The 11,725-nt window shown below is 50.9% G+C and carries 8 protein-coding genes; 6 read left to right on the top strand and 2 right to left on the bottom strand.

Features of this window, described 5'->3' with window-relative positions; all coding sequences use genetic code 11:
- Nucleotides 1–75: 75 nt before the first annotated feature.
- Nucleotides 76–1,227 (bottom strand): C4-dicarboxylate TRAP transporter substrate-binding protein, encoded by a 1,152-nt coding sequence (locus FE845_RS04195; protein WP_200361953.1) that lies wholly within the window; start codon nt 1,225–1,227, stop codon nt 76–78.
- A gap of 318 nt (nt 1,228–1,545) precedes the next feature.
- Here FE845_RS04195 and FE845_RS04200 point away from each other — a divergent pair, with 318 nt between their 5' ends.
- Entirely contained in the window at nt 1,546–3,522 is a 1,977-nt protein-coding gene (locus FE845_RS04200; protein WP_200361954.1) for an acetoacetate--CoA ligase, read from the top strand.
- A gap of 67 nt (nt 3,523–3,589) precedes the next feature.
- Here FE845_RS04200 and FE845_RS04205 read toward each other — a convergent pair whose 3' ends face one another.
- The gene (locus tag FE845_RS04205) at nt 3,590–6,304 is read right to left on the bottom strand and encodes a LuxR C-terminal-related transcriptional regulator (RefSeq protein ID WP_200361955.1); all 2,715 of its coding nucleotides are present in this window, start codon (nt 6,302–6,304) and stop codon (nt 3,590–3,592) included.
- Between the two features lie 317 nt (nt 6,305–6,621).
- Between FE845_RS04205 and FE845_RS04210 the strand changes: the two genes are divergently transcribed.
- From FE845_RS04210 to FE845_RS04230, 5 genes are all read left to right on the top strand, one after another.
- Nucleotides 6,622–7,176 (top strand): TRAP transporter small permease, encoded by a 555-nt coding sequence (locus FE845_RS04210; protein ID WP_200361956.1) that lies wholly within the window; start codon nt 6,622–6,624, stop codon nt 7,174–7,176.
- Between the two features lie 2 nt (nt 7,177–7,178).
- On the top strand, nt 7,179–8,483 hold the full coding sequence (locus tag FE845_RS04215) for a TRAP transporter large permease (RefSeq protein ID WP_200361957.1): 1,305 nt from the start codon (nt 7,179–7,181) through the stop codon (nt 8,481–8,483).
- Nucleotides 8,484–8,625: 142 nt separating this feature from the next.
- The gene (gene trhA, locus FE845_RS04220; protein ID WP_200361958.1) at nt 8,626–9,291 is read left to right on the top strand and encodes a PAQR family membrane homeostasis protein TrhA; all 666 of its coding nucleotides are present in this window, start codon (nt 8,626–8,628) and stop codon (nt 9,289–9,291) included.
- A gap of 71 nt (nt 9,292–9,362) precedes the next feature.
- Nucleotides 9,363–10,145, top strand: a complete 783-nt coding sequence (locus FE845_RS04225) for a crotonase/enoyl-CoA hydratase family protein (protein ID WP_200361959.1) — start codon at nt 9,363–9,365, stop codon at nt 10,143–10,145.
- A 26-nt stretch (nt 10,146–10,171) separates the two neighbouring features.
- Nucleotides 10,172–11,695 (top strand): class I adenylate-forming enzyme family protein, encoded by a 1,524-nt coding sequence (locus tag FE845_RS04230; RefSeq protein ID WP_200361960.1) that lies wholly within the window; start codon nt 10,172–10,174, stop codon nt 11,693–11,695.
- Nucleotides 11,696–11,725: the final 30 nt, after the last annotated feature.

Raw genomic sequence — 11,725 nt, forward strand, 5'->3', positions numbered from 1 at the left:
GTAAAGCAAATAGGCGCAGAGACTGACTATTGACAATCTCTGCGCTTTTGCAACTTCTAATTCAAACGGTGAGTCTCACTGTCCGTAGGTGTCCACATTAACCTTAGAGTACACCTCATCCCAATAAACCTGCGTTAGCTCTTCGCTGTTATCTACTCCTTTCACAAGTTCTACCCATTTAGTCAGCAACGTGCGAAATGACTCAACCAGTGGTGCTGACGATGTCAGGTTATGGGTCTCAGCATACTTGGCAGCGACAGCCTTGATATCCTGCTCGATGAAATCACGGGTTACTTTCACTAGACCAGCATCAGGCTCGTGGATTTTAATTCCTTGCTCTTCAGCTGTTTTCATGTTTGTGATTGCTGCCTGAGCATAACCCCAGCTCAGAGCACTGGCATGCGCCGCAGAAGCGTGGAGCATCGTGCTACGCTCGTTGGGTGTTAGGCTTTTCCATACGTCCAAATTGATATTATTGGCAAGCCCCGAGAAGACACCGCCAGGCATATTGGGAGTCATGTCAGAAGTAACTTCCATCAACTTCACGATGGTTAGTTCAGGCGCGGAGTGCACACTGCAATCCACAACACCCTGACTTAGAGCTTCGTATGTTTCGTGCTGAGGGATAGACACAGGAGTTGCCCCAACTACATTGGCCCAGCGTGCCCATTGGGCTCCGCCTATGCGCAGACGTTTACCTTTAATTTCTTCCAACGTTCTAACTGGCTTGTTGCAGATTAGGAAGTATGACGAGGTCCCACCCCCTCCCAGAAACAGTTGATTCTGTTGCTCGTATTCGTTTACACAGCTTGGGCAATTAAAGAAAACATATTCAGCCATGGCACCGGCAAAGGCCAAACCTACCTTTTCCGTGGGCGCGCCAGTCATTTCAATGAGCATTGTGAGTTCAGTGGCGAGATTCGTGCTTGGAAACTCAGACGGGAAGTAAGGCGTCAAGACCAGGCCACTGTCGGCCATACCGTCTCGAATTCCTGGCGGAATCTCGCTGAAGCTCAGTAGCGACTGCGCATACACTTTTGCAGTCAGATCACCGCCGGAGTGATCTTCAACATCATTCGCAAAAACCTCCGCGGCCTTAGCACCTATAGAGCCGGTGGAATAGCCAGTTGCATAGCTCAACTGCTTTGCTTCAACAGCGCCGCTCATAGCGATACCTGCCAGAATTGCAGGAAGCACTCCACGTCTAAGCATGTTAGGACAGTTCATTGTTATTCTCCTGTATACGTTCAGTTTTTTATAGTCAGGTGCATAAGTGCGCCCGCCTTAATCATCAAGAGTTCGCACCGGCCGTAACATGTTGAAAGCAAATCACACTCTTCGACATCGTCGGAAGCGACGAATCTTTCGCTAGCGCAACCCCACATCTCAACCAAGCCTCTTATTTAGCCAGCAAAAGTAGACTGTGTTTTTCGTCGGTTCAGACGATGTCTGTTGCACGGTCATAGAATCATTATGAATAGGGGTTCCAAGGAGCGAGCTGTGCGCAACTCCCCATCAACAACAAAATATGCTAGAGGTTCTAAAATGACAGCAGTCACTCCCAAACCGCTGTGGCAGCCAAGCCAGACACGCATCGAGCAGAGTCAAATCAAAGGTTTCATGGACTGGCTGGGCGAGAAAAAATCGCTGCACTTCAGTGATTACAATTCCCTTTGGGAATGGTCAGTAGAGTCACTCGAGGACTTTTGGGCAGCGTTCTGGGAATTTTATGATATTCAATCGACCACCCCCTACCGAAGCGTTCTGAGCAGTCACGAAATGCCGGGTGCTGCATGGTTTGAAGGCGCACGGCTAAATTTCGCGGAGCAGGTTTTTCGTTTTCACCATGACAATTCCGATCATGCAGCGATAGTCTCTCGTTCAGAAATACGCCCGACCGAAACCATCTCCTGGGCCGAAATGCGCAGCCAGATCGCATCCGTTGCCTTTACTTTAAGGCAAATGGGGGTTGAGCCAGGCGACCGGGTTGTTGCCTACCTCCCCAATATTGCTGAAGCCGTTATCGCGTTTTATGCTTGCGCAAGCATCGGTGCAATCTGGTCAAGCTGCTCCCCCGATATGGGGGTGCGCAGCGTAACAGATCGTTTTCGCCAGATTGACCCAAAAGTCTTGCTGGCCGTAGACGGCTACAAGTACGGTGGAAAGGAATTCAATAGGCTTGAGGTTCTGAAGAACCTTAAAATCGAACTGCCTACGTTGGAGAACGTAATTCTCCTGCCCTATCTCAATCCAGAAGCCCGCCTTGAGAACGCAACCTTATGGGACGACTTATTGGGGCATGATGTCCCAATGAACTTTGAGCACCTGCCCTTCGACCATCCACTATGGATAGTCTATTCATCAGGAACTACAGGGATGCCCAAGCCCATTGTTCATGGTCACGGGGGCGCCTTGCTTGAAGGCATGCTCGGCCACGGGCTCCACTTGGATTTGGGCAAACAGGATCGCTACATGTGGTTCTCAACCACTGGCTGGATTATGTGGAACTGTCAGATCAGCGGCCTTTTGGTTGGAGCGACTATCTGCCTGTTTGATGGTAATCCGGGATATCCCGATTTGGGGACTCTTTGGAGATACGCCGAAGAAGCCGAGGTTACCTTTTTTGGAGCTGGCGCAGCATATTATCTAAGCTGCCTGAAAGCCGGTGTTGAGCTCGGCGATATTGCGGACCTCAAGCAAATCCGCTCCATTGGCTCAACTGGCTCTCCATTACCCGAACAAGGATACAAATGGATTAACGAGCAGTTTGAAGACGTACTGATTGCTCCCATCAGCGGAGGCACAGACGTCGCTGCATTTTATGTAGGCTCCTGTCCGATCATGCCACTTTATGAAGGTGAAATGCAGTGTCGTACATTAGGCACAGCTGTTTACGCTATGGATGACAACGGAGAGATCATAGAAAATGAAGTTGGCGAGCTTGTTGTCACTAAACCGATGCCATCCATGCCCCTGTATTTTTGGGGAGATGTCGATGGGCATCGCTATCACGAAAGCTATTTTGACGTATTCCCGAAGGTGTGGAGACATGGAGACTGGATTCGGATAACTCCCCGTGGTGGGGCAGTCATTTACGGCAGGTCAGATACCACGATCAATCGTCAGGGTATTCGAATGGGCACCAGCGAAATATATCGCGTTGTAGAGGAAGCTCCGGAAGTTGTGGACAGTCTAGTGGTAGATTTGGAATATCTGGGACGCGATCCGTACATGCCGTTGTTCGTGGTGCTTCGAGAAGGCATGGAGTTAACGAGCGCGCTTGACCAGCGTATTCGTAACGCCATACGCACCAACCTTTCAGCTCGACATGTACCAAATGACATAATCGACGTGACTGAAATACCTCGGACTTTGACGGGTAAGAAAATGGAACTGCCGGTTAAAAAGGTATTGCAGGGAGCTCCAGTGGATAGCGTTGCTAACCCCGATGCCATGGCTAACCCGGATAGTCTTTATTATTTTGCCGAGTTTGCGAAACAGAAAAAGACTGCCATTGCATAGAGAGTCCGCCTCAGGGTGCCGCAGGTTCTTGATTTAGAGCCTGCGGCTCCCTGTAAGTGACACATGTTCAAATAAGTCCATAACGCCGTGCAATGGCAACGGCTTGAGTTCGACTGGAAGCATTCAGTTTGGAGTTTATGTTTCGCAGATGAGTACGCACGGTACTGTCTGACACAAACAGCTTTTCCGACATGGCGCTATTTGAGTACCCTTCCGACAATAGCTGTAGAACTCGGGTTTCTTTTCGCGTTAGAGCATTCAGGGTCGGCTCTTCTGCATCAGGCAATACGGCGGTCGACAATAACGCAGGCCCAAACGCCTCAATTAAACTCTCAAGATAGCTAACAAAAACCGGATCACTTTGACGTCCAGCCTCACGAAATGTTTGATGGTAAAGTTTGACCGCCATGCCTGCCGCTGCGCCTTCATCTACAAACAAACGTACATATCCCTCTGCGCAACAGGTTGGCATAATCTCGGCCATCACTTCAATCGAGTCTTCCAGCCGATTACAGCGATACTGTGCAATGGCTTTGAACAGTTTCAGTTTCAGGACCCGTCGGTATAATAAACAGTTTTGCGCTTCCGCTATTTCCATCTCGAGTGGTGCGAGCGCAGCTTGAGGGTCACCGGCAAGTACTTCCCAGCGCAGGCGGGCCATTTCCATATATTGTAAATCGTTTGCAGGCATCCTATGTTTGCGAACTCGCCGCCAAAGCTCCTCATTGCCCGCCCTGTCAAGCTCCTGCTTTGCCGCTTCCGGTCGTCCCTGCGCCAAAAATAGCCGCGATCGCTCAAGCCTAGCCGTTGCTACGACCCTTGGTAGTTTTCTGATCCTACCCATGTGCTCCAACTCAGTCAGCGCTTGAAATGCCCGATCAACATCCCCACAGTTGAACGCTAATCTCGAAAGCATAATATCGCTAATTAACATATGGTCGGGCAATCCGGCTTCCCGCACCAGTGGACCGTATACGTGCAATAAGCGGGCGGCCAGCTCTAGATCGTTTGCTTCATAGACAGTGTTTGCATGCAATACGCCAGCCCATGCATTCCCACTGGTATGGCTAAAGTCATAAGTCGAGCTTGTCGCACCGACAGCCAAGCGAAAACGTGCAGCCGCTTGTTTCTGCCGTCCTTCCTGAAGGTCTATCAACCCTTCCAAAGATTCTGAGTACATGGAGTTGAAGGAACTTGAGTGACTAAACTGGGCGTCTCTGGCTCCGTCAATGAGCTGGCGAGCCTGATCGTACTTACCCATGACAGAAAAAACATTCGCTCGAGAGTTAATCGAGACAATATCTGCAAACGGTGCAAAACCTGAGAGCTCGTTGCCGTCAGTGCGGCCTAGTTCACTGGCTTCCTCATAGCGGTCCATCATGCCCATCATGAGAGGCTTGAACGCAAGAATGTGTGATTTAACTACAGGATTCACTGAGGCTTCCAAGTTAGTATTCGAAAGCATATCAAGCGCCTCGTCCGGGCCACTAGTAAACCCGACAGCCCATATGTAAATCATTTCGAGAAGCTCATACTTGCTGAGCTGATCTGCTGGAAGTTCACCCAGCCAGCGCGCGAGAAGCTTCATCCGCCCCTGCGATAACAATCGCTCGGCATGCGCATCCAACAAGAACATTGCGCGATCAAACGCACGCCCCTCGATTGCATGATCAATTGCGGGAACAAAGCGCCCTGAGTTCTCGTACCATTCTGATGCAGCCAAATGAAGACCCGACACTTCATTAGGATACTTTGCGTGCAGTACGGAGCGTAAAAACTCTGCAAACAAACTGTGGTAACGGTAAGTTAGCTGCTCGTGTTCAATAGGCGCAAGAAAAGCGCTGCGAGTATCCAGATGGCGTAGCATTGCTGCGCTATCACACTCAGGCACAAGAGCGTTACACAAGGACGGAGTCAGATGGCGAAGAATACTCGTGCGCAACAAAAACGACTTAATTTTATCAGGCTGCTGCTCAAGCACATCGTGTGCAAGATAGTCTGCAACAGCATCGTTTTCACCTGAAAAACGATGAATGAAAGACTGCGGGCTCGCATTACCTTCAAGCGCCAACGAAGCCAACCAAAGTGCTGTTGCCCAGCCTTCCGAGCGATTATGGATATGAATTAGGTCGTCTTGCGTCAATTCCAATTGACGCCTGTTCACCAAAAATTCGACGGTCTCATCAACTGAAAAACGCAGTTCAGAAACATCAATCTCCAGCAGTTGTCCTCGCGCTCTCAGGCGTCCAAGGCCCAGCTCCGGCACGTGCCTAGAGCCTATGATAATTTGCCCACTTGCAGGCAAGTGCTCGATTATTTCCCGAATAAGCCCGAGAACAGACTGCTCATGAATCTTCTCGAAATCATCTATGAATAGAGCAAACGCAGACCGCTTTTCGGACAGTCTAGCCACTATATTAAAAGCCGCCTCACTGGCAGTCCGGCGCTCAATGGACTCATCATTAAACGTGTAGCCTTCATTTTCTGTTAGCTGTGAGACTGTCGCGTTGAGACAAAACAAAAATCGTGAGACATCATTATCGGCGTCATCAATAGTAAGCCAAGCCGTAGCAATTCCGGCGCTGTTCATCCGAGACATGCTCTGAGTCATTGCAGTGGTTTTGCCAAATCCTGCAGAAGCACGAACGACGATCAGCTTAGCCGCAGAAGCAGACAATATTTTTTGGCACAGCTCAGCGCGCTCAACTTGAGCAGCTCTGGAGGCAGGTGGGTTGAGTTTGCTAACCATTAGAAAACGCTTGGGCGTTTGGGAAACAAGCATAGCGCTTAACAGCTCCGGCTTTAAATCAAATACCAACTACTCGCTCAGCGGGCCCGTAGGGCGCGGCTGTTCAGTTCTGAACGTTTGGACATAAACGCAAAAGCCTATCACAGAAAGCTGAACCCTCAGCAACATTCCCTGCCGCACAGCCTTAACTCTCGAATTCGTCGGTTACGACGATGTTGCGCTAGCCCACCACGCTTATTCTTGAATTCACCTATTGCTGGCAAGGCCATGAGCTCCTTGCCACAGTCGATGCTGATACACACAAACTCAATAAAAACAAGCCGACCCTCTGGGGCGTAGTGGGGACAAGCATGTACGGTATTGGTCGATTTTTATCTATGGTCACGAATTTGATGACCATACTCGGCGGGCTAGCAATCGCGTTAATGATGCTACACATCACTCTGGACGTTGCTAGTCGCTATCTTCTTAACTCGCCCATTCCGGGCACCATTTCCATTGTTTCCTATTACTACATGGTTATTGCGGTATTCATTCCTCTGGCATTCGCTGAACAGAAAAACGCTCACATTTCAGTCGAAGTGATTACAGCCCGATTCCCGATTTGGATACAGCGCAACCTGGAACGCCTGTCTTTTCTTCTGTCGACAATCGTCTTTTCACTGCTGTCTGTTCGCACATGGGAAGAAGCAGAGAAAAAAAGGAGTTTTGGTGCTTCGGTTGTGCAAGGCAGCGACGCCATTCCTATCTGGATCACCTATTACGTGCTGCCCCTTGGCTGCGGGCTCATGACGCTGGTGGTTTTTTACAAACTGGCAAATTCCTGCCTGAGGACAAAATCAGGACTGGATACGTTTACAGCGCAAGCCGACGACCTGAACGCTAATGACGGGGTGGAAGAATAACAATGTCTGACGTACAAATTGGACTATCCGGGCTCGGGATATTAGTTGCACTTCTTGCATTAAGAGTTCCGATTGGTGTCTCTTTAATCGGGGTTTCCTTCGGTGGACTCTGGTACATGATGGGGTGGAAAATTGCCTGGGGCTCCCTCGGCATTATTCCTTACCAGTTCGCCTCGAACTGGGTATTAAGCTCTGTACCGATGTTTTTATTGCTGGGGTTTGTTTGCTACCACACCCAGCTCACACAAGGGATGTTTCGCGCTGCTCGAATGTGGCTATCAGGTGTGCCCGGAGGGCTGGCAATCGCGGCAGTGTTCGGTTCTGCAGGCTTTGCAGCAGTTTCCGGGTCGTCCGTAGCTTGCTCAGCGGCTATGGGTAAGATCGCCGTTCCGGAAATGATTCGCCATCGCTACCATCCTGAACTGGCTACGGGCACGGTTGCAGTAGCAGGTACAATCGGGGCTTTGATACCACCCTCAATAATCATGATCCTTTACGGCATTATCGCGCAGCAGTCCATTACAGGGCTATTCCTTGGGGGCATCAGCGCAGGCATTCTAACCGCTATCGGCTATGTCGTTGTGATTTTGATACGAGTAAAGCTCAACCCCTCGCTCGCACCCGATACGAATGAAGTCATTCCCACCGTCGAGAAAATCCGCGCACTGAAGGACACTTGGCCTGTATTGCTAATTATGATTGGTATATTCAGTGGTTTGTTCGGTGGCATCTTCACTGCTACCGAGGCGGGTGCTGTTGGTGCTTTTCTTTCCCTCGTAGTAGCTGCACTTAAACGAAGCCTCAACTGGGCTCGTTTTCGCAACGCGATTCTTGAGACGCTGATGACAACCGGCGCTCTTATCATTATCGCGGTTGGCGCCAGCCTGCTCACTCGATTTCTGGCGTTATCCGGGGCGGGAGATTACTTATCCGAATTGATAATAAGCCTGAACTCGGGCCACTTCATGCTGCTTTTTGCAATCGTTCTGATCTACGTATTTCTAGGTATGTTCCTTGAGCCCATCGGAGCCATGTTGCTGACTCTTCCCATCATATTGCCAATCGTCGACAGTGCCGGCCTTAACCTACTCTGGTTCGGTGTAGTACTAACAAAGTTACTGGAGATAGGCATGATAACACCGCCAATCGGCATGAACGTGTTTGTGATTAAAAGCGTTGTAGGCAATCTGGCTTCTACCTCAGCGATCTTTCGGGGCATATTCTGGTTCTTGGTCATGGACTTCGTGATTCTGATATTTCTGGTCGCAGTTCCCGAGGTCGTTCTTTTCCTCCCTTCTCTGGAGTGAGTTCCGAGCTAATCAACCTGAACCGCTGCTCTGCTGGAGCCGACTCCGGTAGCAGCGGATCACGGAATAGTCTCTCTGATTAATTGCGTACACCTGTACGCTGAAGTACCGTGTTGCCATCGCAAATACGGACTCTTTACCAATGATCACATCGCAATCTCTATCAACCCCAACTCACCAGCGCATAGAAGAATGGCTGAATAGCGCCACCCATGGCATTGGCGCATTGCTCAGCGTAATCGGCACCATCATATTGATCGCTGGCGCCACCCAGCTGCACGATACTTGGAAAATCATCAGTTTCAGCATATTCGGCGCCTCCCTGATTTTGCTATACATGGCCTCTGCCCTGTATCACGGCGCTCGCCGCCCCGAGCTGAAAAAATCCTTTAAAACTCTGGACCACTGCGCGATTTTTCTCCTAATTGCAGGCACCTATACGCCATTTCTTCTGGTAAACATGCGTGGAGCTGTAGGCTGGACACTGTTCGCCATAATCTGGTCGTTAGCCATTACCGGGGTAGTGCTGAAAATCACCTTCGCCAACCGATTCAAGCTTGCACGTGTAGGCATCTATGTAGCCATGGGCTGGCTCATTACGTTTGCATCCTCAGATCTGGTGGCAAGCCTGAACGAAACTGCGCTAAACCTCACGATTGCTGGCGGCATCGTTTACACCGCTGGCGTTGCCTTCTATTTGGCCGACCGTATTCCCTATATGCATGCGGTTTGGCACCTATTCGTAATCGGCGGCAGTGCCTGTCATTTCAGTGCCATTTATTTTGGTGTACTTCCGTACGCGACATGATGGCAGCAATTAATAAGCGTGCTACTCTTCTGATACATTGAATCCAGTTTCATTTGTAGGAAGATACTAACGTGGACACCCCTGCCGTTCGCATTGAAGAACAAGGTCATATTTGCACCATCATTCTAGACCGCCCTGACAAGAAAAATGCCGTAGACGGCCCTACGGCAGCCGCTCTTTTAGCGGCTTTCGAGCACTTCGAGGCCGCTCCAAACTTACGTGTCGCCGTTCTTTGGGGTGCGAATGGGACCTTCTGTTCCGGCGCTGACCTAACAGCAATGCACGACCCCAAAACCCGCAACAACATTGATTCCGAAGGTAAGGACGACGGCCCAATGGGCCCGACCCGCATGGCATTAAGCAAACCTGTAATCGCGGCTGTATCAGGTTACGCGGTGGCAGGCGGCCTTGAATTGTCGCTGCTGTGTGATTTGCGGGTAGTCGAAGAGTCCGCCGTGTTCGGCGTGTTTTGCCGGCGTTGGGGGGTGCCATTGATTGATGGCGGAACAGTACGCCTGCCCCGCGTAGTCGGTCAGTCCCGTGCTCTGGATATGATCCTAACGGGCCGTCCGGTGAAAGCAGATGAAGCCTTTCAGATGGGGCTTGCGAATCGCGTTGTTTCCCATGGAGAAAGCCGCGATGCAGCTGAGGCGCTGGCTCGGCAAATCGCAGAATTCCCTCAACAATGCATGCTGGCAGATCGTGCATCCGCCTACCGCCAATGGGAATTACCTTTGGCAGACGCCCTGCGCAATGAAGGCAAGAAGGGCTATCCCATCGTGTTCGAAGAGGCCATTGCAGGCGCCCAACGGTTTGCCAAGGGTGCAGGCCGCCACGGCGAATTCAATAACTAAAATAGAAAATAAAAGAGGGTAATACTATGACAACAACTTACCTCGACCTGATTAACCGCGGTGCAAAAGCTTACCCAAACCGCACAGCTATTATCTACCGGGATCAGTCCTTTACGTTCCGTGAAGTGGATGAACTAAGCAGCCGTCTGGCAAACGCCATGAGCGCATCAGGGATAAAACAGGGACACTGCATCGCCTTGCTGCTCAACAACGGCCCTTACAGCGTTCCGGTGGATTTTGCCTGTGTGAAAAAAGGCATTAACCGCGTTCCTTTGAATAGCCGTCTCTCTGTTCGCGAACATGCAAAAATGTTGCAGGAAACCGGAGCCCAAATGCTGATATTCGGAGCGGATCTGGCCGATCATGCCGCTGCTCTGAAAGCCGAGCTGCCGGAGCTGGAGTGCCTGGGGCTGGACAGCAAGCTGGAAGGTGGCGTTGACCTTGCCGAGGCAGCCAGCGCCCAATCGGCCATAGCGCCAGAGATTACCGTGCAAGGCGACGATGTAGTGGCCACCCTGTTTACTTCGGGTACCACCGGCACGCTCAAAGCGGCGCAGCACACTCAGGCCTCCTATGCTGCAATCTGCAAAAACGTTTTGATGAACGTAATCAGCCCGGAGCACGATGATGCCATGCTGCATGCCGCATCGTTGATCCATGCCAGCGGTGTGTTCGTGCTGCCTTTCTGGTTGCGCGGTGCCAGAACAGTGATTATGGATTCTTTTGATCCCACTCTTTATCTGGAACTGATCGCCAAAGAAAAAATTACGGCCATCAATCTGGTTCCTACCATGCTGCAAATGCTGCTGGGTCACCCACAGGTGGAATCAACCGACGCATCCAGCCTCAAGCACATCATCTATGGTGCCTCCCCCATGCCGCGCCCAGTCATCGAAAAGGCCATGGAAATCTGGGGGCAGGAGCGTTTCTGGCAATACTACGGTCAAACCGAATGCCCGCTGGGCATGACTGTGTTGCGCCCTGAAGATCATCATGGCGACTTGCTCGGCTCATGCGGTCGCCCCTGCGTCGATGTGGAACTCCGGCTGGTAGATGAAGCCGGAAACGACGTACCTGAAGGCCAGCCCGGCGAAATTCTGGTGCGCACACCCATCACCATGAAAGGCTATTACACCGCCCCCGAACTGAACGCCGAAACCTTTACGGAAGACGGTTGGCTGAGAACCCGTGACGTCGCCGTTTTTGATGAGCGAGGCTTTCTGCACATGAAAGACCGCACATCCGACATGATTATCACCGGTGGATACAACGTCTACCCACGGGAAGTTGAAGACGTTCTCATGGGACACCCTGCAGTTGCTGAGTGCTCTGTGGTAGGCACCAAAGACGAAAAATGGGTTGAAGCAGTCACCGCAGCCATCGCGGTAAAGCCTGATGCCCAAGTAACTGAGGCGGAGCTGCTTGAATTCATCGGGGACCAGCTCGCATCCTACAAAAAGCCGCGAAAGTTCATCTTTATCGACACCATACCGAAAACGGCCGTAGGTAAACTGAACCGCAAAGCCTTGCGGGATATGCTAGCAAAATAATTCTGAATCGCTGATTCTACAAGTAAAACC

This window comes from Marinobacter sp. 1-4A (assembly GCF_016597725.1).
Lineage (GTDB): Bacteria > Pseudomonadota > Gammaproteobacteria > Pseudomonadales > Oleiphilaceae > Marinobacter.